Annotated in this window: 23 protein-coding genes; 13 read left to right on the top strand and 10 right to left on the bottom strand. The window is 64.2% G+C overall.

Annotated features, from left to right (window positions below):
- Positions 1 to 110 precede the first annotated feature (110 nt).
- From H0X91_RS01525 to H0X91_RS01510, 4 genes are all read right to left on the bottom strand, one after another.
- The gene (locus tag H0X91_RS01525; protein WP_034203987.1) at positions 111 to 560 is read right to left on the bottom strand and encodes a GNAT family N-acetyltransferase; all 450 of its coding nucleotides are present in this window, start codon (positions 558 to 560) and stop codon (positions 111 to 113) included.
- A 400-nt stretch (positions 561 to 960) separates the two neighbouring features.
- Positions 961 to 1,365, bottom strand: a complete 405-nt coding sequence (locus H0X91_RS01520) for a hypothetical protein (RefSeq protein ID WP_060214091.1) — start codon at positions 1,363 to 1,365, stop codon at positions 961 to 963.
- A gap of 173 nt (positions 1,366 to 1,538) precedes the next feature.
- Positions 1,539 to 2,777, bottom strand: a complete 1,239-nt coding sequence (locus H0X91_RS01515; protein WP_196432744.1) for a dicarboxylate/amino acid:cation symporter — start codon at positions 2,775 to 2,777, stop codon at positions 1,539 to 1,541.
- Positions 2,761 to 3,423, bottom strand: coding sequence for a GntR family transcriptional regulator (locus tag H0X91_RS01510; RefSeq protein WP_006485559.1), 663 nt, complete (start codon positions 3,421 to 3,423; stop codon positions 2,761 to 2,763). Before H0X91_RS01510 ends, H0X91_RS01515 begins: the two co-directional genes overlap by 17 nt.
- A gap of 150 nt (positions 3,424 to 3,573) precedes the next feature.
- Between H0X91_RS01510 and H0X91_RS01505 the strand changes: the two genes are divergently transcribed.
- Together H0X91_RS01505 and H0X91_RS01500 are read left to right on the top strand one after the other, a co-directional pair.
- A complete protein-coding gene (locus H0X91_RS01505; protein ID WP_034203986.1) occupies positions 3,574 to 4,038 on the top strand; it encodes a GNAT family N-acetyltransferase in 465 nt (154 codons plus the stop codon).
- A gap of 830 nt (positions 4,039 to 4,868) precedes the next feature.
- Positions 4,869 to 6,035, top strand: a complete 1,167-nt coding sequence (locus H0X91_RS01500) for a porin (protein ID WP_006485558.1) — start codon at positions 4,869 to 4,871, stop codon at positions 6,033 to 6,035.
- Between the two features lie 98 nt (positions 6,036 to 6,133).
- On the opposite strand, the gene gcvA is transcribed toward H0X91_RS01500, so the two are convergent.
- Positions 6,134 to 7,066 carry a transcriptional regulator GcvA gene (gcvA, locus tag H0X91_RS01495; RefSeq protein ID WP_006485586.1) on the bottom strand — a complete coding sequence of 311 codons (933 nt, stop codon included), beginning with the start codon at positions 7,064 to 7,066 and terminating at the stop codon, positions 6,134 to 6,136.
- Positions 7,067 to 7,204: 138 nt separating this feature from the next.
- Here gcvA and H0X91_RS01490 point away from each other — a divergent pair, with 138 nt between their 5' ends.
- Together H0X91_RS01490 and H0X91_RS01485 are read left to right on the top strand one after the other, a co-directional pair.
- Complete coding sequence (locus tag H0X91_RS01490; protein WP_048985953.1) at positions 7,205 to 8,428, top strand: MFS transporter; 1,224 nt, start codon at positions 7,205 to 7,207, stop codon at positions 8,426 to 8,428.
- On the top strand, positions 8,425 to 9,321 hold the full coding sequence (locus tag H0X91_RS01485; protein WP_062885973.1) for an oxidoreductase: 897 nt from the start codon (positions 8,425 to 8,427) through the stop codon (positions 9,319 to 9,321). The genes H0X91_RS01490 and H0X91_RS01485 overlap by 4 nt, the downstream gene beginning before the upstream one ends.
- A 135-nt stretch (positions 9,322 to 9,456) precedes the next feature.
- On the opposite strand, the gene H0X91_RS01480 is transcribed toward H0X91_RS01485, so the two are convergent.
- Positions 9,457 to 10,056 (bottom strand): DJ-1/PfpI family protein, encoded by a 600-nt coding sequence (locus tag H0X91_RS01480; protein WP_006485564.1) that lies wholly within the window; start codon positions 10,054 to 10,056, stop codon positions 9,457 to 9,459.
- 408 nt (positions 10,057 to 10,464) lie between these two features.
- Here H0X91_RS01480 and H0X91_RS01475 point away from each other — a divergent pair, with 408 nt between their 5' ends.
- A complete protein-coding gene (locus tag H0X91_RS01475; protein WP_125333314.1) occupies positions 10,465 to 11,622 on the top strand; it encodes a DUF4382 domain-containing protein in 1,158 nt (385 codons plus the stop codon).
- 317 nt (positions 11,623 to 11,939) lie between these two features.
- On the opposite strand, the gene H0X91_RS01470 is transcribed toward H0X91_RS01475, so the two are convergent.
- The 3 genes from H0X91_RS01470 to H0X91_RS01460 are packed head-to-tail and all read right to left on the bottom strand — an operon-like array spanning position 11,940 to position 14,570.
- Positions 11,940 to 12,401: a chromate resistance protein ChrB domain-containing protein gene (locus tag H0X91_RS01470; RefSeq protein ID WP_006485541.1), complete on the bottom strand. Its 462-nt coding sequence runs from the start codon at positions 12,399 to 12,401 to the stop codon at positions 11,940 to 11,942.
- Positions 12,402 to 12,415: 14 nt separating this feature from the next.
- Entirely contained in the window at positions 12,416 to 13,588 is a 1,173-nt protein-coding gene (locus tag H0X91_RS01465) for a chromate transporter (protein WP_048985950.1), read from the bottom strand.
- A 19-nt stretch (positions 13,589 to 13,607) separates the two neighbouring features.
- Complete coding sequence (locus H0X91_RS01460) at positions 13,608 to 14,570, bottom strand: chromate resistance protein ChrB domain-containing protein (RefSeq protein ID WP_012493704.1); 963 nt, start codon at positions 14,568 to 14,570, stop codon at positions 13,608 to 13,610.
- Between the two features lie 334 nt (positions 14,571 to 14,904).
- Here H0X91_RS01460 and H0X91_RS01455 point away from each other — a divergent pair, with 334 nt between their 5' ends.
- The 5 genes from H0X91_RS01455 to H0X91_RS01435 all read left to right on the top strand — a co-directional run bounded on the left by H0X91_RS01455 (position 14,905) and on the right by H0X91_RS01435 (position 16,455).
- Positions 14,905 to 15,189, top strand: a complete 285-nt coding sequence (locus H0X91_RS01455; protein ID WP_006485538.1) for a hypothetical protein — start codon at positions 14,905 to 14,907, stop codon at positions 15,187 to 15,189.
- Positions 15,190 to 15,449: 260 nt separating this feature from the next.
- Positions 15,450 to 15,734, top strand: coding sequence for a hypothetical protein (locus H0X91_RS01450; RefSeq protein ID WP_034178507.1), 285 nt, complete (start codon positions 15,450 to 15,452; stop codon positions 15,732 to 15,734).
- A 47-nt stretch (positions 15,735 to 15,781) separates the two neighbouring features.
- A complete protein-coding gene (locus H0X91_RS01445) occupies positions 15,782 to 15,991 on the top strand; it encodes a hypothetical protein (protein ID WP_006485579.1) in 210 nt (69 codons plus the stop codon).
- Positions 15,992 to 16,026: 35 nt separating this feature from the next.
- A complete protein-coding gene (rpsU, locus tag H0X91_RS01440; protein ID WP_006485562.1) occupies positions 16,027 to 16,239 on the top strand; it encodes a 30S ribosomal protein S21 in 213 nt (70 codons plus the stop codon).
- 9 nt (positions 16,240 to 16,248) lie between these two features.
- Complete coding sequence (locus tag H0X91_RS01435; RefSeq protein WP_077175759.1) at positions 16,249 to 16,455, top strand: hypothetical protein; 207 nt, start codon at positions 16,249 to 16,251, stop codon at positions 16,453 to 16,455.
- On the opposite strand, the gene H0X91_RS01430 is transcribed toward H0X91_RS01435, so the two are convergent.
- On the bottom strand, positions 16,439 to 16,591 hold the full coding sequence (locus H0X91_RS01430) for a hypothetical protein (protein ID WP_164530928.1): 153 nt from the start codon (positions 16,589 to 16,591) through the stop codon (positions 16,439 to 16,441). The genes H0X91_RS01435 and H0X91_RS01430 overlap by 17 nt on opposite strands.
- Before the next feature lie 245 nt (positions 16,592 to 16,836).
- On the opposite strand from H0X91_RS01430, the gene H0X91_RS01425 reads away from it, so the two are divergent.
- The 3 genes from H0X91_RS01425 (at position 16,837) to H0X91_RS01415 (ending at position 20,204) form a co-directional block, all read left to right on the top strand.
- Positions 16,837 to 17,571, top strand: coding sequence for an ABC transporter substrate-binding protein (locus H0X91_RS01425; protein ID WP_058903877.1), 735 nt, complete (start codon positions 16,837 to 16,839; stop codon positions 17,569 to 17,571).
- 370 nt (positions 17,572 to 17,941) lie between these two features.
- A complete protein-coding gene (locus H0X91_RS01420; RefSeq protein ID WP_006485551.1) occupies positions 17,942 to 19,249 on the top strand; it encodes a dicarboxylate/amino acid:cation symporter in 1,308 nt (435 codons plus the stop codon).
- A gap of 13 nt (positions 19,250 to 19,262) precedes the next feature.
- Entirely contained in the window at positions 19,263 to 20,204 is a 942-nt protein-coding gene (locus H0X91_RS01415) for an amino acid ABC transporter substrate-binding protein (RefSeq protein WP_196432743.1), read from the top strand.
- Positions 20,205 to 20,257: the final 53 nt, after the last annotated feature.

Raw genomic sequence — 20,257 nt, 5'->3', positions numbered from 1 at the left:
GATCAATTATTCACGCCCTCTCTGCGACATCGGCCGGCCCCGCGTTTTCCACATTGGTGGAAACGCTAATACGTGCGTGTCGATTTCATTCGGAATCCATCACGCGAGCGCTACGTCGTCGCCGTGCCCGGTTCGCGCCGGTAGTAGATGTCCCATTCCGCTTCGCCGGTTCGCACGAAGCCATGCCGTTCGTAGAAGCGGTTCGAGTCGCTGCCGCGCAGCGCGCCGACGTGAACGGGCATCCGGTGTTCGTCGGCTTCGGCAAAAATCTCGCGCAGCACGGCGGCGCCGATGCCCTTCCCCTGATGCGCGGGCACGATGTACAGATGGTCGAGCAACCAGTGATCCGCCCTCGGGCGAAGCGTGTAGAACCCCGCACGCGAATGGTCGACTTCGACGAAACGGCATCGCGCCGGATCGAACGACGCGAGAAACCGCTCGCGCGCACGCTGCGGATCGAAACGGCCGATGCGCTCGAGGCTGTCGCGCATCGCGGCGATGCGGATCGCGACGAGCGCTTCGGCGTCGGCGTGCGTGACGGGGACGAAGATCAGGGGCATGGAGCTGACGCGATTGACGCGATGCGTGGGACAGTGTCTGATGTGCCGCTACCGACGATGCAGCGTTGCCTGACCTTACCCGATAAAGGATCGCGCGCAAAGCGAGCGGTCATGCAGCAACCGCTCGCCTCGCTCTGAACGAACTTCCCGAACAAAACGGTCTTTCGGTTTGTCCGGATAAGCGCCCGGCAAACGAGCCGACGAGATCGGCTCGAGGAATAAAAAACGCTGGCCAGTGAACTGGCCAGCAAATTGGTTCTGGCGATCCGAGGTTGGTGCGTGCCAGAACCACATGCATTAGACGGCCTGCGCGTACAGACGGACGGGCTCGTCAGACGACCGCGTCCCGAGAATCGGAGCGGTCCCGGACCGCGCCCGAGCAACAATCTGTGATCGCAGTTCAGGCCACGCTGGCGGAGGCGATCAGGTCTGCGCGCGCGCCCGGAAACGCGAAGACATCGTCGCGATTCGGCACTTCCCACGTTGCGATCGTCGCCGCCGTCGGAAGATAGTCGGGATCAGCCGACGCGACCCCGACCCACACGCCTTGCGACACCTGTTTGCCATGGAGATAAAACTGCAGCTCCCGGCCACCGCGTTCGCAAGTACACCTGATTCTCCCCACCGATTGGCCCAAGCCTCTGATCCGTGCGACCTGGTTGCGATCCAGTTCGAACATGGCACTCATCACCCCGTCGCAATCGCCGATGCCGAGCATGTTGCTGTCATCGGTGAATGTCCACGACGGATGCGGCGTGCCTAAGCGCAGCATGAAAAAATCTGCGGACGCTGAACCAACCATCATCTTTCTCCGGCAAAAAATACGTCGTCCTACCCACTGAAACTCGCCAAGAACGAACGCTCGTCCAGTCCTGTTCTCGTCGCGGCGCCTGGATGGCCGAGCGGGCGCCCCCCAATGCGTGACATTCGCCGGGCGCGACATTGAAAAACGCCCGCCGCCCGTCGCTTCCGAAGCACCTACACGCTTGCCTGACGCGTCACGGTTTCCGCGGCCATGTCGTCTGAACCGGAAAGCCTCACCGCGACAGCGGCCGCCGTCGTGCTCCCGTACACGTTGAGCGCGGTTCTCCCCATGTCGAAAAAGGCGTCGACGCCCAACAGCAGCAGCACCGCATCGGCCGGCAACCCGATCGACGTGAGGACGATGGTGATGGCGACGATCGCCCCGGACGGCACATTGGCCGCTCCGTCGATGGTGATGATCGTCAGGATCAAGATCGTGATCACCAGCGGCCAGGACCAGGCCAGGTGATACGCGTCGGCCAGATAGCCGACCGCAAGGGCCGTATAGAGCACGGCGCCGTCGCGATTGAAAATATAGGCGAGCGGCAAAATCGTGGACGCGACGCCGTATGGCACACCCAGTTCAACCAGCTTCTTCAGGTGCAACGGGTAGGTAATTTCGGACGAACGCGTCGTGAAACCGAGGATCAGCGGTTCCTTCACCTTCCTGAGAACGGCGACCGGCGACTGACCGGCAATGCGAATGACGATCGTGAGTACGACGGCCAGCACCGCCATGCCGAGATAGGCCACGCCCAGCAGTTCGATGAGCGAGTGCGCGCCGGTAAAGCCCTTGGCCGCCAGCAGTTGCGCGATCGCGGCGAAGATCGCGAGCGGCGACCATGCGATCACCCACTGGACCATCTTGAACAGCCCCGACAGCAGCGCCTCGAAAACGGCGATCGCAGGCTCCGCACGCTCCGGTGCAGCCGCCAATGCCGCGCCGAAAATGACGCCGAAAACGAGCACCGGCAGAGAATTCCCCGCGGCGAGCGCCGCAACGATGTTCGCGGGAATCAGGTCAACGAGAAACTTCGTCCAGTCGATGCTGGACGCGAGCGCTGCCGGCATCGATCCCGACTGCGCCATGCTCGCACCGAGCCCCGGTCGAAATGCGAAGTTGAGCAGCAGGCCGAGCGACGCAGCCAGGCCGGTCATCAACACGAAGAAGGCGATACTGGACAGCGCGACCTTTCCAAGCTGCTCGCGAAGCTTGCCCGCGCGAAAGACACCGACCGTGACCGACAGGAAGATCAACGGCATCACGACCATCTTGATCGCGTGGCCGAACATCGTGCTCAAGAAGCCCAGCTTCGCGGCAAAGCCCGGTGCAAGCACGCCGCAAGCGGCGCCCAGGACAAGTCCGCCAAGCATTTGCATCGGGAGGGAAAGCCCTTTATTTTTCGTGTTCATGCCGCGCCTTTAGCAGTTTTATCCGTGCCGGCGTACCGTCAACGATGTGGTTCCACATGTGCTGACGCGCCAGCTCGCCGTTGTTCGCTTCGATTGCCTGAAAGATGTGCAGATGCTCGATCGTGCCGCGCCGGACGGTTTCGGCGTCGCCACGCGGGAGTTCGTTCAAGGCGAGCGTCTGGGCCCGCAACAAACCATACGCCGACGAGATTCGAACGTTCCGTGCGGCAGCGAACAGCTCTTGATGAAACACCCAGCCGATACGTTGCTCGAGCATGATGTCCGCGACGTCCCGGTCGATCAGTTCCCGCATCTTCCCCGCCGCCTCGCAAAGACCCGGCGTGACGCCCGATCTCGCGGCAAGAAACGCCGCGGTACTCTCCAGCGCCAGCCGCATTTCAAAAATTTCGCGGAGATCGCTCGTCGTGGGCGAGGCAACATAGGTTCCACTCTTTTCGATGACGACGACCAGCCCTTCGGATTCGAGCAAATGCAATGCGCTGCGCACCGGCATTTGGCCGAAACCCAGTTCGTCGGACAGGCCGCGGTGAGATACTTTCTGTCCAGGCGCAAGGCGGCCGTCAAAGATCCTCGATCGGATCTCGTCGTAGGCAAGCTCTGCATCTGTCGAGACTTTCGACGTCATCTGTGATCGCAGTTAGCGTATGATTGGAAAAGAAGTGGCGGATAGGAAATTACCCTTACCGGCAATATCCGGCAACTGCTAATTTTGCGAGTGGGTATACCGAAAGAGAACTGCAAGAAAATCTGCGTCACGAAAAGAGCCGATAATTATATGATTTCACAAGATGTGCGCTTTACCATCTGTGCCGTCCGTGCGGAAGAAACCTATCCCCTCAGGGCCGCCATCCTGATGGCGGGAGATGAGGAAGGAAGTGCTTTACACGGCGATCTCGCCCCCACGACAACGCATTTTGCCGTTCGCGATAACGATACGATCGTTGCCGTGGCATCGGTGTGTAAAGAAGCACAATCCGGCGTTTCGAACGCCGGGGCCTGGCGCCTGCGCGGCATGGCCGTCCATCCGTCAGTACGCGGGCTGGGGTTCGGACGCCTGCTGGTCAATCTCTCCCTTCGCCATGTACGCGAACAGCATGGCACGCTGCTGTGGTGCACGGCCCGCGAGTCGGCGTATCGATTCTACGAAATGCTCGGCTTTAATCGCGATCCGGTGCCGATTTCAATGCAGGGCCGCGACGACATGAAATTCTATCTAATGCAGCGCGAGATCGAATGCTGAGTTTCGTCTGCGACTGGCGTTCGGTCGCAATCGCAACCTGTAAGGTACTGATAGCTGATCCGAAAACAGTGCGACACACGAAAGCTCACGTGCGACTAACGCGCAACATTCAATAATCTCCTTATCCGTTTCGATTATCGCAATCGACGCGCAAATGGACCGGTTACCGAGCACCACGCTTGGTGACCGATTTTCCGCGATGGCTTTCGGCTTCTCGAACGGACCTCATTCGACCGGCGCCGCGCAATCAGCGAGATCTGCCGACCGGTACTTTCCGCCCCCGATTGTCGCCCCTTTCAGCCGGATATCGTCCTCCGCCACATAGCGCGCATTCGCTTGCCCTTGTCGAGATCATCGGCATGATGGCGCGGACGTCGACAGCACGTCGCCCTGATGGCAGTTCCTATAAGGGAAACTCCGTAAGGCGCGAGGTCATCAAACGAGATTAACTTATATCAAACTAATTTTGACGGGAATTTATGTTCCTGATATGGTTTTTCCACCTGCAAAGTGCGACCACGTTGCAGGGGCGTGGCGCGCGCCGCGGCAGCACGGCTGAAGCGACAACGTAGCAAGGCAGCAGCTTTCGTTCACGTCGTGGCACCACGATCGTTCCAATCGAGCGGGTGCCGGATCGCTCGGGCAATACGGCGTTCTCCACACAAGATTGTAAGGATCACGAAATGAGTGAATCTGGTCCGCCGCTGTGGCGAATACGACGCTGACCGTCGCGACCGAAACGATGCGCAAGCCGTGCGCGTCACCTGCATTCGAATACAACAAAGCCGTTTCAACCCATCCCGAAACCCACTCCTGACAGTGAAATGCAGATGAAAAACAAGAAAATCAACATCAGCGTTATCGCGGTTGCCGCCTTCGCAGCATCGTCGGCAGCAATGGCGCAGTCGTCGGTCACCCTGTATGGCATGCTCGATGCGGGCATCGGCTATACGTCGAACATCAATGGTCACAGCCGGTTCGGCCTCGATGGCGGCGCCGCCGGTTCGAACAAGTGGGGCCTCAGGGGGCAAGAGGATCTCGGGGGCGGTCTCCAGGCGGTATTCAAGATCGAGAATGGTTTCAACATCGGCACCGGCGGCATCGGCGGCCAAGGGCCGATCGGCACCACGCGTTCGCTGTTCAACCGCCAGGCTTACGTCGGCCTCGCGTCCGAACAGTACGGCGCACTGCGCATGGGGCGCCAGCTCGACGCCGTGACGGAGATGGTTCAGGCCCTGACGGGCGACGTCATTTCGGCATCGACCTTCTCGACCCCGGGCGACGTCGACAACAACGACAACACGACGAACCAGAACAACGCCGTGAAGTACATTTCGCCGATCATCCACGGCTTCCAGGCTGAAGGCGCGTACTCGTTCGGCGGCGTGGCCGGCGCAACGGGTTCGGGTCAATCGTGGTCGGCGGCCGCGACCTACGCTCAAGGCGGCCTGACGGTCGCCGGCGGCTACTTTCGTGCGGTCAACCAGGGCGAGAACGGCTGGTTGAACGCAACGGCACAACCGAGTTTCGGGGGTGCGCTCGGCTATCCGAGTTCGGGCTACAACGGCGGCAATGCGTTCAAGAGCGCGGGCATCGCGCAAATCGCCGCGCAATACCAGGTAGGGCCGTACACGGCCGGCCTGCGCTACTCGAACGCCCAGTACCACGGCAACGATGGCCAGCCTTCGATCCACTTCAACGTGCTGGGGGCGCTGCTGCAGTACCGGGTCACGCCGGCGCTGTCGCTGGCGACCGGCTACACGTATGTGTACGGTTCCGCGGCCACGCCCAAGCAAGCGGCCGAAGGTCGCACGATGGCTTCGATCAACCAGGTGTCGCTGGGTGCCACGTACTCGCTGTCGAAGAGTACCGCGCTGTACGCGATGGGGGCCTACGTTCACGCGAAGGGCGCGCAGGCGTCGGCTGCCGACTTTGGCAACACCTCGTCGGGCGGCAACCAAGTGCAGGTCAACATCGGCATGTTCCACGGCTTTTGATCGCCGACTCGCCGGTCCGGACGAGTGGGCGCACGACGCCGGCGACGAAGGCTTCCGCCAGTTTCGTCGCCCCTTGCCGCCCGATCTGACCGGCGAGCCTAGCCACCCTCCTGGCTCGCCATGCCTTCCATCCATTCCTCGAACGCGGACACCGCCGCCTCGTCGGCGCGATCGGCGTTCGTCACCAGCATGTAGTCGTCGGCACGCCATACGGGCGCTGCGATGGGACACACGAGGCGCCCCTCGGCGAGATCGCGCCCGATCAGCGGCAGCGACGCCAGCGCGACGCCGAGCCCCTCGATGGCCGCGCCGAGCTGAAGATTCACGTGATCGAATTCGACATGGCGCGCCGCCCGCAGATCGGCAGCCCCCGCTTCCTTCAACCAGTGCGACCACGCGGAGCGCGTCGTGGCCGAATGCAGCAGGGTGTGATGACGCAGGTCGGCCACGCTCTGTATCGGATGCTGGCGCAGCAAGGCCGGATTGCAGGCCGGCACGCGCAGGTCGGGCATCAACGGGCGCGATACGACGCCCGCGCCTTGCTCGGGACCGGAACGCACGCCGATATCGAAAGCGTCGGCGACATAGCGCAGCTTGCGCGAGGTCGTCGACACCCTGACGTCGATGTCGGGATACCGCGCGTGAAAATCGGCGAGCCGCGGCAGCAGCCAGCAAAGCGCGAAGCTCATCGGCACATTCACGCGCACGACCCCCGATATCCGCTGCGTGAACGTGTTGTGGCGCAGCCGCACCACCGCGGTGCCGAGGCGCTCGAACGCGTGGCTGACGTCGTTCAGCAACGCGGCCCCTTCGTCGGTCAGCACGACACCGCGCGGACGACGGTCGAACAACGGCAGGCCGAACCAGTCCTCCAGCAACCGGATCTGCTTGCCGACGGCCCAGTGGGTGACATGCAGTTCCGCCGCGGCCCCCGCGAAGCTGCCGTGCCGCGCGACCGCATCGAACGCGCGCAGCGCATTGAGCGGAGGCAACTCCCCGCGGTGCGTCGCAGCATCCCGGCTCTCGTTCATGACGTGACTTTTTCTCTCCATTGACGCGATTTTAGCTCAGTTGAAATGGCTGTCCCGTCAGCCATAAAATTCACCCATCGAGCCTGAAAACGATACCGCGCGCGGCTTCCATGACCCGCTCGCACGGAGCGAACGACGATGCGCCTGCCGGTTTTTTCCCCACCCGTCATGTCGGAAACCGCGCCATCCCGACGGCGCGTGCTATGGCTATCCTGCATTGCACACGCGATGCACGATGGCTATACGGACATGATCTATGCGTTGCTACCCGTGTGGCAGTCGGAATTCGGGCTCGACTTTGCGGCGCTGGCGATCCTGCGCGGCATCTACGCCGGCACGATGGCGACGCTGCAGTTGTCTGCCGGGCGGCTTGCCCAGCGTCTGGGCAGCCGCACGACCCTCGCACTCGGTACGTTGCTCGCCGCGCTCGGCTATGCGATCGCGGGCCTGTCGGGCGGCCTGCTCGGATTGGGCGTGGCGCTGGCGATTTCGGGCGGCGGATCGAGCACGCAGCATCCGATCGCGTCGGGCGCCGTGTCGCGCCTCTACGGGCGCGACGCGCGGGGCCCGCTGAGCATCTACAACTTTTCCGGCGATCTGGGGAAATCCGCGCTGCCGGCCGCCATTTCGCTGCTCGTGACCCTGATGCCGTGGCGCCACGCGCTATGGATCGTCGCCGGACTGGGCTGCGTCGTGGCTGCCGTCATCGCGTTGTGGTTTCCCGCCGTGCCACGCGGCGCCGCCGCGAAGACGACAGCCAAGGTACGAGCGTCCACTCAACGCAGTGGCACCGGAGCAAGCGGATTCGCCGCGCTGTTTTCCATCGGCGTGCTCGATACGGCCGTACGCATGGGACTCCTCACCTTCCTGCCTTTCCTGCTCAACGCAAAGGGGGTCTCGCCTCAGCTGTTGGGAACGGCTCTTGCACTCGTTTTCATCGGCGGCGCGGCCGGCAAGTTCATGTGCGGGTGGCTCGGCGCGCGCATGGGTATGGTCAGTACAGTGCTGTTCACGGAGGGCGGTACGGCGGCATGCATCGTCGCGGTGATGTATCTCCCGCTGGCGCCGGCCATGGTGCTGCTGCCGATTCTGGGCATGATGCTGAACGGCACCTCGTCGGTGCTGTACGGCACCGTTCCGGAGATGTCCGCGCCCGAGCACACCGAGCGCGCATTCGCGATTTTCTATACGGGAACGATCGCATCGGGCGCGATATCGCCCGTGCTCTACGGTTTTCTGGGCGACAGGATCGGTGTGCACGGCGCCACGTATGCGACCGCGTTGACCGCCGTCGCGATTTTCCCGCTCGCGCTCGCACTGCGCCCGCATCTGGCAAACGACTCGACAGGACGAACACCATGACGAAATCCCCCCACCCGCGCGTCGCCCTCGTCGGTCCGGGCGCGATCGGAACGACGGTCGCCGCCGCCCTTCACGAAGCCGGCCGCACGCCGGTGATCTGCGGCCGCTCGGCGCACGCGCAGTTGACGTTGCGCTTCGATGGCGGCGAGATCGTCGTGCCCGGGCCCGTACTGACCGATCCGCACGCGATCAACGAACGGGTCGATCTTGTCTTCGTCGCGGTCAAGGCGACGCAGGTGGCGAGCGCCGCACCCTGGATCACCGCGCTATGCGATGCGAATACCGTCGTCTGCGTGCTGCAAAACGGTGTCGAGCAAAAGACCGCGTTCGCACCGTATGCGGCCGGCGCCGCGGTGGTGCCGTCGGTCGTCTGGTTTCCGGCGCAACGCGAACCGGACGCGTCGGTGTGGCTGCGGGGCAAGCCCCGGCTCACGCTGCCCGATACGCCGGCGAGCGATGTGGTGGTGTCGGCTTTACGCGGCACGCGCTGCTCGCCCGAGGTCGCGGAGGATTTCATCTCGCTCGCGTGGCGAAAGCTTTTGCAGAATGCCGTGGCGGGACTCATGGTGCTGACCGGCCGCCGCGCCGGCATGTTCTCGCGCAGCGACATCACGGCCCTGGCGCTCGCCTACCTGCGGGAATGTCTCGAGGTCGCGCGTGCGGAGGGCGCGAAGCTGGGCGATGACGTGCCGCAGGAAATCGTCGATGGATTCCATGGCTTTCCACCCGATCTGGGTACGTCGATTCTTGCCGACCGACAGGGCAACCGCCCCCTCGAGTGGGACTGCCGGAATGGCGTCGTGCAGCGGTACGGACGCACCCACGGCATTCCGACGCCGATCAGCGATCTGGTCGTGCCGCTGCTCGCGGCAGCGAGCGACGGGCCGGGTTGATCGCGCATCAACCGCTATCCAGCCTGACCGGCGCGAATCGTCGTCGCCGACGCCTCCCGTGAGGAACACCACAGCGGCCCGTCAACCCGCCGCGCCCGGCTTGCTGCGATGGAGGCGGCGTCATTGCTCGTCGAGCTACCCCAAGTAGGGCTTGATGTTCGTCAGCGCGCGTGAAACGTACTCGTCCTTCTCCCCGACCGGCGCGACGTAGTGCAGCGCGCTGCGCGCGGCGTCCTCGCCTTCCAGGCGCGCGATGAGCCACGCGGCCAGATACTGCGAAGCAAAGCAGCCACCCGCCGTGGCGACGTTGCCTCGAGCGAAGAATGGCTGATCCAGGACGTCGACGCCCGCCTCGAGCACCCACGGTTTGGTCGTGAGATCGGTGCAGGCCGGGATGTTGCCGAGCAAGCCGAGCTTCGCCAGAACCAACGTGCCCGAACATTGCGCGCCGATGAGCTGCCGGGCAGGGTCGAACTCGAGCTGCGCCATCAGTGCCGCGTCATTGACGACCTGGCGGGTTTGCATACCGCTGCCGATGAGGACGGCATCGGCCGTGCAAGCGTCCGCCAACGTTGACTGCGCCTGCACGGTCACCCCGTTCATCGAGGTGACGGCAGGCTCCGGACAAGAAAGGGTTACCCGCCAGCCCGGCTTCCTGATTCGATTGAGCACGCCGAGCGCAATGAGGGAGTCGAGCTCGTTGAAGCCCTGGAAGGTCACGATCGCGATATGCATGGGACACCCTGTATCCAGTCAGTCGGTGCATCTTGCCAGATTGCCGTCGCGAACGGCCCTGCTTTGCCGACAACTCAGTGTTACAGCCGGCCGGCTTGCCCTGATGGTCGACTTCATCCCGATACATCCCGGGCGGGCACACTCGCGCCGCCCAGGCAATTTCTCGCCGCTCCATGAGTCCCCGTGCCCCTGGCGATACAAACATACGACGAAAGAACGTGCGGCCATGCCGTACGACGTAATTGCCCGCCGCCACCCGGCCCGGGCCATCCGAAGCGACATCAATCCCGGTAAAAATTGACGGATCGAACAAATTGTTACCGTCGGTTTCAAAGATTCCCAAATAGTAGGCTGCCGCCTCGCTATTCTTCCGTCACCCACAATAACGATCCCACTTGGGGGTGACATATGAACAACATCATCAAGAGCGCCCTGTGCGCCGCCTTCGTACCATTCGTCCTTGCAGGTTGCGGCGGCGGCGACGACGGTGGCGGCACGCAAACCGGTACGCTGCACGTCGCGATGACGGATGCGCCATCGTGCGGCTTCGACCATGTGTACGTCACCGTTTCGCAAGTCCGCGTCAACGCCAACGCGAACGCCGCCGACAACGACGGTGGCTGGTCGACCGTTTCCCTCGCGACGCCGCAGAAGATCGACCTGCTGTCGCTGACCAACGGCGTGCTCGCCGATCTCGGCCAGACCGCGCTGCCCGCCGGCCAGTATCAGCAAGTTCGGTTGGTGCTCGCGCAGAACCAGGGCAACACGCTCGCGAACTCGGTCGTCCCGACCGGCGGCACCGAACAGGCGCTCGCGACGCCGAGCGCGACGCAAAGCGGCTACAAGATCATCCAGCCGTTCACGGTTCAGCCCAATACGCTGGTCGATCTCGTGCTCGACTTCAACGCCTGCAAGTCGATCGTCCAGCGCGGCAACGGCTCGTATGCGCTGAAACCCGTCGTCACCGCGATTCCGACCGTCGTGAGCGGTGCGATTTCCGGTTACGTCGCAGCGGCCGAAGCCGGCGCGACCGTCTATGCCGAACAAGGTGGCAAGGTCGTCCGCGGCACGGTGGCCGACAGTTCCGGCAAGTTCGTGCTGTCGCCGCTGATCCAGAGTTCGACGCAGGGCAATTACGATGTCGTGATCGTGCAGAACCACTTCGCATCGGGCATCGTCCGCTCGGTTCCGGTGGTCGTGAACACGACCACGGCGGTGTCGGCGTCGAACGCGCCGATCACGCTGCCGGCCTCGACGATGAGCACCGTCGGCGGTACGGTGACGGCGAGCGCGAACGCCTTCGTGCGTGCGCTGCAGACGATCGATGCGAACGCCTACGAGATCACGTCGATCAACGCGAACATGGACACCGGCGCCTATTCGCTGTCCGTGCCCGCTGCCGCACCGATCGTCGGCACCTACTCGGGTTCGCTGCCGGTCGCGCTGGCCGCGGCGCCGGCCGCCGCGGGTCAATATACGATCGAGGCCGACGCGGCATCGGGCGCGACCCAATCGGCAAACGTCAACGCAACGACCAGTCAGTCCAACGTCAACTTCAGTTTCTGACGCGCTGACGGCATCATCGAAAGGGCCGAACGGCCCTTTCCTTCCAACGGGAGAACGAAGTGAAAAAAGGGGTGATCGCATTGCTCGCAGCGGCGAGCATGGTGGGCGCGCTCGGCGGGTGCGTCGCCTATGTTCCTGGCGCGCCGGTCGTGGTCGCGCCGCAAGGCGGGCCGGGAAATGGATTCTGTCCGCCGGGACAGGCCAAGAAAGGCAACTGTTGACGAAAAGCCCGCGCCTCGCGGGCTTTGTTTCGTCCGTCTAGCGAGCCGACCGGCGGCCACGCCGGTCGTCTGCACGCATCCCCGCTTTCCCGCTCGTCACTCCGCCATCTTCGGCGGCCACGCATGGCCTTCTGCCTGGCAATGCCGGCACCACGCATACAGCGCGTCGTACATGACGAGACCATGTTCGAGCATGTCGTGATCGTCGGAAAACATGTCCGACAGCCCGAGCGAGATGGCATAAAGCCCGCTGGACTGCGGCGTCAGATCGAGTCGCGACGTATCCGCGCCGCGAATGATGCGGGCCATGTGCTGCAACGCGCGATCGTCGGCCAGACCATATTTGTCGAGAAACGCATCGAAGCTGCATTGCTCGCCGACGTGCGTCAGCTCCACCCCCGGAATGTCGTACGGAATCGCACCGGTCTCGTCGGCGATCCGCAGCACGTCGGCCGGCGCAACGTACAGAAATTCGGGGGTCTCGTCGATGAACCGGGCAATGAGCCAGGGACACGCCACCCGGTCGATTTTCGGACGTTGTCGCGTAATCCATTGCATGGCGGCCTCCACGGTCAGTGATGCAACAGCGGATACACGATCAGGCCCAGCACGGCGGCTCCGCCCACGACCACCGGCTCCGACAGCTTCTTGAACCTGACCAGCAACACGATCGTCGCGAGCGCCACCAACGCGGTCGGCACATCGACGATCGAACGTCGGGCCAGCACGATCACCGACCCCGTGATCGCGCCGACGGCCGCGGCCGTCACGCCGTCGACGAACGCCAGAATCGCCGGCAGCCTGCCGTACTTCTTGAAGTACGGGGCCGGCAACACCGTGAACAGATAGCACGGCAGGAACGTGCCGGCAGCCGCCACGCACGCACCGGGCAGCCCGGCCACCAGATAGCCGATGAAGCCCACCGTGATCACGACCGGGCCCGGCGTGATCATCGCGACCGCCACGGCGTCGACGAACTGCTTCTCGTTGAGCCAATGGTGCTCGGTGACGACGCCGCCATAGAGGAACGGCACGATGGCAAGCCCCGAGCCGAACACGAACGCGCCGGCCTTCGCAAAGAACGCGGCAAGTTGCGCGAGCTGCGGCCAGTCGACGATACCGAGCCACGCGCCGGTGGCGGAGACGGGCAACACCATCGCCGCATTGACGCGCCGTTGGCGTAGCCACCTGGGCGGCGCGCGCGTGAACCAGACGAGCAGGCCCGCCGCGAGAAACAGCCACGCCACTTCCGATTCGGTGATCACCGTCACGGCGACCAGCGCGAGATAGATCGCCCACAGCAGCTTGTCGTGGCCGATGCTTTTCGCGGTCAGCTTGCGCGCGCTGATCGCGATGATGCCGATCACCGCCGCGCCGACACCGTAGAACACCGACTGCATCCACGTCAGGCCGCCGAATCGCGTGTACGCGTAGCCGAGCCCGACCACCATCAGGAACGACGGCAGCACAAACGCGATCCCGACCAGCGTCGCGCCGACGATGCGGTAGTGCACGTAGCCGAGATAGATCGCCAGTTGCGCGGCAAGCGGGCCCGGCGCGAGTTGCGCGAGCGCCAGGCCTTCCTTGTAGTCCGCGTCGGCGATCCATCGACGCGTGTCCACGAGATCGCGATGCATGTAGCCGGCGAGCGCGACCGGTCCGCCGAAACCCGTCGCGCCGAGCCACGCGAAGTACCTGATCAGTTGCCACAACGTATAAGCCGGGCGGTCGCGATGTGTGTTCATGTTCGGGCGAGCAACAAGGTCAGGGTTGGCGGTTGCCGCGGAAATGCACGTACAACGAATCGAGTACGGCGCCGATCTCCGTCAACAGCGCATCGTCGTCGGCGAGACGCTTTCGGGCACCGGCGAGAATGGCCTCGAACCCGCCGGCTTCCGGCACGGTCGCGCCGCCCACATCCAGCGCATGCACCATGGCGCCCAGCCGGACGAGTCCGTCGTTGTCGCCGAGCCCGAAGCTGGCGACCAGTACCTCGAACGACACGCGGTCGCCCACGTGCGTGAACGGCGCGCCGTCGAAATCGAAACCGAGCGCGTCGGGCGGGCAATCGGCGAGGTTGTCCAGCCACACGAAGCGTGCATGCGGATCGATGAAACGCTGAATCAGCCACGCGCTGGCGACGCGATCCACCCACAGGTGACGGCGCGTCGCCCACAGCCTGCCCTGATACTGCGCAGGGTCGCGGCGTGGAATGCCGCGTTGGGCGGCATGCGGCTCGCCGGGCGAGCGCAACGCTTCGATCGCGGCGGTGAAGTCCCGCCATTGCGCATCCGCGCGCAGCGAGGTTTCACCAGGAAAGAAATCGATGCGTCGAATGGCCTCGTACGTGCGAGCGTGGCGGCGTTGCATGCGATTGAGATCGGCTGCCGCCAGTTCGGGCAGCGTCTTGCGAGCCTCCGAAAGCTCGGCGAGCCAGCCCGTGTAATCGGCCGCGCGATCGAACAGCGCCTTGTACGCGTCTTCGTCCGCGGGGTCGTCCGCACGGACATCCAGCAACCACGCCTGCCCTTCGCCGTTACGGGCCTCGTCGGCGAGGTTACGCAACTGCGCCGCCTGCTCGGCATGCGCGGGCAACAGGTAAGCGCCGTCCCGCAGTGCGCCGCAGCCGAGCGCCTTGACGGTACGCCAGATGCGCATGCGCGCGGTCGCGCCGGCAGTCGGCAGACTGACGATCAACAGGAGCCAGGAAGTCGGGACCGGATTCATGAAGGCAGCATAATGGGCCGTCACGAACACTGCAATTCAGTAGATATCGCTACAACGTTTCGTCAGCCGGAAGCCCCACTCGACGCGTGGCGCGCGCGCCGCACCTGACGACCGGATCGCTCTCGTCGCCGGACCGCAACGCGCACGCCGACCGAAACCGGATACGCAATCGCCCCCGCACGGGATCGTTACGATATCCTGCGAATCGAGCGGTTCAACGCATAGACTGAACACACATCACGGCGAACGCCCGTCACTCCATCGCACGCTTTCCCCGCCGCCGTTCCGAATGCAGCCGGGCGGCAAACGCAGGCCCATCTACGAAACCGCTCCAATGACAATCGATCCCGGCTCCATTCCTTACTATCTCGTCCTTCGGGCCGGCTGGCCACCGTATGTGCTGAATTCGGATCGTCAAGTGCTGCGCCGCCAGGCGAGTCCGCTATTGCTGGCATTCGCGCGCACGCGCGGCGCGATCGCGCATGTCGACGACAGCGCGTGGAACGTCTTCTCCGACAGCGAGGGGCTCACGGTAGTCGAACGTCGCGAGACCGGGTTCTTTTCGCTGGTCGCGGGCGACGAGACCGAACGTCAGTTGCATTTGCTGACGACGCTCTGACGTCGTCGCCGGGCGTGCCGCTGCGTACTTGCGGCCACCGAATAAATCGACCGCTCGGCAAACGATGCGCGTATGATGGGTCCATCCGCGCGATCAGCCGTCCTTTGGCCGTTCGCCCCTCCACCCGCCCGCTTGCTGCATCGCCCCGCCTTCGCGCTGCAACGTTGTCCCCTTCACCCACTGGCCCGTCCCACAACGGAAGTACAGGCCGGATGTGTTCGCCCATGCGACTCGTCGTGGCCGAACGCCAGGAGTTCGTCATGAGCATGCACGTCTATCGTGGATTCGAGATTTATCCACTGATTTACTCTCACGTGGCCGCGCCGCATGGCTGCCCGCACAACTACGACGCCGGGTTCGACGCGGCAGTCAAGATTTGCCTGCGCGGCACCACCGATACGCTGACGCAGAGCCAGACCTTCAGATTGCGCGACACGTCCCCCTTCGACAACGCCGGTGACGCGCGTCGTGCGTCGGTCCGCTATGCCGAGAACATCATCGACGACAATCGCGGCAAACAGGGATTCTTCGCCAACGCGAGCTGACGCGGCTCGTCAATGCCATACACTTTTTCGGTATTTTGGAGGTCGAAATGATCATCGACGAACTGCTCGGCTTGATCAGACGGCGTGAAGTCACCCGGCTCGACACCGCCGTGCCCGCCGGAATCGCCGATTCAGCGATGTGCCATCAACCGGAGCTCCACATGTTCATGGCGGTACGTGCGCTATCGATCGGAGCAGGCTATTCGGAATTCGAATCCGACGAGATAGCCAGCGCCGTCATGACACGGCTCGGCTAGCCTTCCGTTCCAACCGCTTTCCAGACAGGATCTACATGACGACAATTACGCCGAAGCTCAACGAACCGATCGATGTCGCACTGCGGCGATTCCGGCGCGACATCGAGAAAACCGGGCTGATTCGCGAGCTGCGCAGTCGCACGAGCTATGAGAAGCCCACGACGGAGCGCAAGCGAAAAAAGGCCAGCGCCGTTGCCCGACAGCGCTTGCAGACGAAGCGCCTGCTTCCGCCCCGGAAAATGTACTAGGAGCCCATCGTGTACAACATGCCGGCCGACGCGCTTCCGTTCTTCCCGTTGACGAAATGCGAAGTCGATTTCGATCGGCAGAACGACATGGTGACACTGCTGCCGAGCTTCTATGCCTTCGGGTGCGAGTACACCAGCCGCGGGTTTCTGATCGCGCGCGGCGATGCGTTCAAGCTGATTGCCGCGCTCGAGAAGGCGCTCAGCGTGCAGGGGTGAGCCGGCACCGGCACGGCAGCACGCTCGTCGGATTGCCGGTGTCGATGTCCTGCATCATCAGGCAGTCGCCGCGCGCGAGAATCCCCAGCCCGACACGCGCCGCCGACAGAAGCGCCTCGTTGTCGTTGCCGATCATGCTGCAGCCTGCGTTGATCGCATGTTGCTCGCCGTCCGGCGTCCGCTTCCCCTGCGGATACGTGTGCAGCCCGGTGACAGGATGCAGCGACCGCCCATGAAGGCCGCGGGCCGACTCGACGTCTCGTCGTCTCCGCGCAGGCACGCCCGCACATGCGATCCACGACGTCCGGTGATAAGCTCAGCATCGACGCACCGTCGCGCGTCCGTCACCCGACCGACCCCATGCCTCCCGCGAGTCCGCTCATGCCCATCGCTCCCGCTGTCGTCTCCGCCTTCACGCCCACCGGCAAGCTCCGCGCCTCGATCAACCTCGGCAACCCGATCCTCGCGAACCGCGACCCGGCGACGGGCGAACCGTTCGGCGTCTCGATCGACCTCGCCCGCGCCTTCGCCGAGCGCCTGTCGGCCGACCTGGAACTCGTGGTGTTCGACGCCGCTGGCAAATCGGTGCAGGCGCTGACCGACGAGCGCGCCGATTTCGGCTTCTTCGCGGTCGATCCGCTGCGCGGCGAAACGGTCGCGTTCACCGCGCCGTACGTGCTGATCGAAGGCTTCTATCTCGTTCCCGACGCCTCGCCGATCCGCACCAACGCGGACGTCGACCAGCCGCACAACCGCGTGGCCGTCGGCAACGGCAGCGCGTACGACCTGTTCCTCACCCGCGAACTGAAAGCCGCGCGGATCGTGCGCGCGCCGACGTCGCAAGCCGTCGTGTCGACGTTCGTCGAGCAGCAACTGGAGGTGGCGGCCGGCGTGAAGCAGCAGCTCGAAGCCGACGCCGCGAAAACACCCGGCCTGCACCTGCTCGACGAGCGCTTCATGGTGATCCGGCAGGCGATGGGCGTGCCGAAGAGCCGCGGCGACGCGGCCGCGGCGGCCCTGAACGCATTCGTGGAAGACATGAAGGCGTCCGGCTTCGTCGCCGATTCGCTGCGCCGGCACGGCATCACGGGTGCATCGGTCGCGCCGGCCGGCTGATCGAAAACCGTGGGCCGCCGCGCGCAACGCGCGCATTCGCCGACCGCCGGGATCGTCCGGTGCGTGGCGCAGGCCCGCGATTTCAGCACGAGGCAGCGGGATCTCCGTGCGCATGACCGGGGCGAAACGCGCGGCGCCGGTCGTCGCAATGCGGCGGCCTTCATACAGGCGACGTGCTGCTCCGCACAAACCGGCATCGGGTTGCACCGGCGTCGGGCACGAAGCGCCACCGGTGCAATCGCCGTCGCCCGGACCGGCCATCACCCGGCGCTAGCGCAAACCCGAACCCGGTTGCACTGTTCATCGTCATTCTGGTCCTGTATCGTCCTTCCATCCCCCGATTGCGAAACCGCTGCATGGGAGGCTCACGATGCGCAAAAAGAATGCTGCAGCCGTCTGGATCCTGATCGCGATGGTGGCAGGCATCGCGATCGGCTACATGGTCTTCACGAGCTTTCCGGACAAGAAGGCCGCCGCCGAAGTCGCCGGGTACATCTCGCTCGTCTCCGACGTGTTCCTGCGCCTGATCAAGATGGTGATCGGGCCGCTCGTCTTCTCCACGCTGGTCGTCGGCATCGCGCACATGGGCGACGCGGCGTCGGTCGGACGCGTGTTCGCGAAATCGATCGCCTGGTTCATCACCGCGTCGCTGGTTTCGCTGCTGCTCGGGCTGCTGATGGCGAACCTGCTGCGGCCCGGCGACAATCTCGGCTTGCCGCTGCCGGACATCGGCGCCTCCGCGAACCTCGCGACGTCCAAGTTCACGCTGAAGGATTTCGTCGGCCACATGGTGCCGAAGTCGTTCGCCGAGGCGATGGCGAACAACGAGATCCTGCAGATCGTCGTGTTCTCGATGTTCTTCGGCGTCGCGCTCGCCGCACTCGGCGACCGCGGCAAGGTCCTCATCGCCGCGATCGACCAGCTGTCGCACGTGATGCTCAAGATCACCGGCTACGTGATGAAGCTCGCGCCGCTCGCGGTGATGGCCGCGATGGCCGCGACCGTCGCGGTCAACGGGCTGTCGGTACTGCTGAAGTTCGCGGTGTTCATGGGCGACTTCTACGTGAGCCTGTTCCTGCTCTGGGCACTGCTCGTCTGTGCGGGGCTCGTGTTCCTCGGGCCGCGCGTGTTCAAGCTGCTGGTGCTGATCAAGGAAGCGTTCATGCTGTCGTTCGCGACGGCCAGCTCCGAAGCCGCGTACCCGAAGATCCTCGATGCGCTCGACCGCTTCGGCGTGAAGCGCAAGATCTCGAGCTTCGTGATGCCGATGGGCTATTCGTTCAACCTCGACGGCTCGATGATGTACTGCACGTTCGCGTCGCTGTTCATCGCGCAGGCGTACAACATGCACCTGTCGCTCGGCACGCAGATCACGATGCTGCTGGTCCTGATGCTCACGTCGAAGGGGATGGCCGGCGTGCCGCGCGCATCGCTCGTCGTGATCGCGGCCACGCTGCACCAGTTCGGGCTTCCGGAGGCCGGGCTGCTGCTGATTCTCGGCGTCGACACGTTCCTCGACATGGGCCGCTCGGCCACCAATGCGGTGGGCAACTCGATCGCGAGCGCGGTGGTCGCGAAATGGGAAGGCCAGCTCCTGTCGGAAGCGGAAGCCGAAGCCAACGCGGCGCGCATCGAAGCGGAACAGGAAGCGACGATCGCACATCCGACGGAAGTCTGACGGAGGCCCGGCGATGAAGATGCAGCGATTCTGGCGTGCGCTCGCGCTCGCGGGCCTGCTTGCGACGGGCGCGACCGCGCGCGCGGAAGATGCGCCTTCGACGCTGCCGCGCGTCGAGCCGTTCGCGCCGGCCCAACTGACCGGCACGCTCGCGAAGGTGCGCGGCAGCGGGACGATCGCGCTCGGCTATCGCGACGCGTCGATACCGTTTTCGTACCTGAACGCGCGCAACCAGCCGATCGGCTATTCGATCGAGCTATGCAAGGCGCTCGTGTCGTCGATCGAGGATGCGATCAACCGGAGCCTGACGATCCGCTGGGTGCCGGTCACGTCCGACACCCGCATCGACGCGGTGGTCAGCGGGAAAGTCGATCTGGAATGCGGCTCCACGACCAGCAACCTCGAGCGCCAGAAACGCGTGGCGTTCTCGCCGGTCATCTTCGTGGCCGGCACGAAGGTGATGGTGAAACGCGGCGCGCCGATCCGCTCGTTCCGCGACCTCGCGGGCAAGAAAGTCGCGGTGACGGCCGGTACGACCAACGAGAAGGCGCTGCGCGACCTGAACGACAAGTTCCGGCTCGGGATCCAGCTACAGGTGGTGCCGGACCATGCGCAGGGTTTCGCGCTCGTCGCGAATGGCGGCGCCGACGCGTTCGCGACGGACGACGTGCTGCTGTACGGCCTCATTGCCGAGAATGCGGGCAAGGGTGGCCAGTACGACGTGGTCGGCGACTTTCTTTCGTACGACCCGTACGGAATCATGTTCCGCAAGGACGATCCGCAACTCGCGCAGGTCGTGAAAACCACGTTCCAGGAATTGGCCGCCGACGGCGAGATCGCGCGTCAGTACAAGCGCTGGTTCCTGCGCCCGCTTCCGTCGGGCTTGAGTCTGAACCTGCCGATGAGCCCGCAACTGGAGACCATCATCGAGACGATCGGCGTCAACGGGAGTTGAGCGCGTCGACATGAACGACGAAACACGCGCGGCCCCGATGCCTCGCCAGGCAC

It is taken from the genome of Burkholderia sp. 9777_1386 (assembly GCF_015712265.1).
GTDB lineage: Bacteria > Pseudomonadota > Gammaproteobacteria > Burkholderiales > Burkholderiaceae > Burkholderia > Burkholderia cenocepacia.
Note: the sequence above shows the minus strand (reverse complement) of the source record. Positions and strands in the feature narration are given on the sequence as shown.